Annotated in this window: 1 protein-coding gene; it reads left to right on the forward strand. The window is 69.7% G+C overall.

What is annotated here, in order from left to right; genetic code table 11:
- On the forward strand, nucleotides 1-251 hold a 251-nt coding region (locus ACLJNW_RS27075), incomplete at both ends, for a DUF4142 domain-containing protein (RefSeq protein WP_410961640.1).

The following is a 251-nucleotide window of genomic DNA, read 5'->3' on the forward strand; positions in this document are numbered from 1 at the left end:
TACCCGCGCCCTGCTCGCCGACAGCCTGGCCGACAGCCAGGCCCAGGTGGAGGCAGCCGAGCAAGCCATGCGCCGATCCGAAAACAAGGCGGTGCAGCTCTATGCCAAGCGCGTACTCACCGAACAGCAGGAGTTCGACCACCAGTTACGCGCCCTGGCCGGGGAAAAGGCCTTGGCGCTGCCCTCGCCGCGCCAGACCGAACGGCAGGCCGCCGCTCCCGGCGGCTTCGACGAGCGCGGTTTCCTCGACG

Source organism: Salmonella sp. SAL4457, assembly GCF_046548235.1.
Taxonomy (GTDB): domain Bacteria; phylum Pseudomonadota; class Gammaproteobacteria; order Enterobacterales; family Enterobacteriaceae; genus Salmonella; species Salmonella enterica.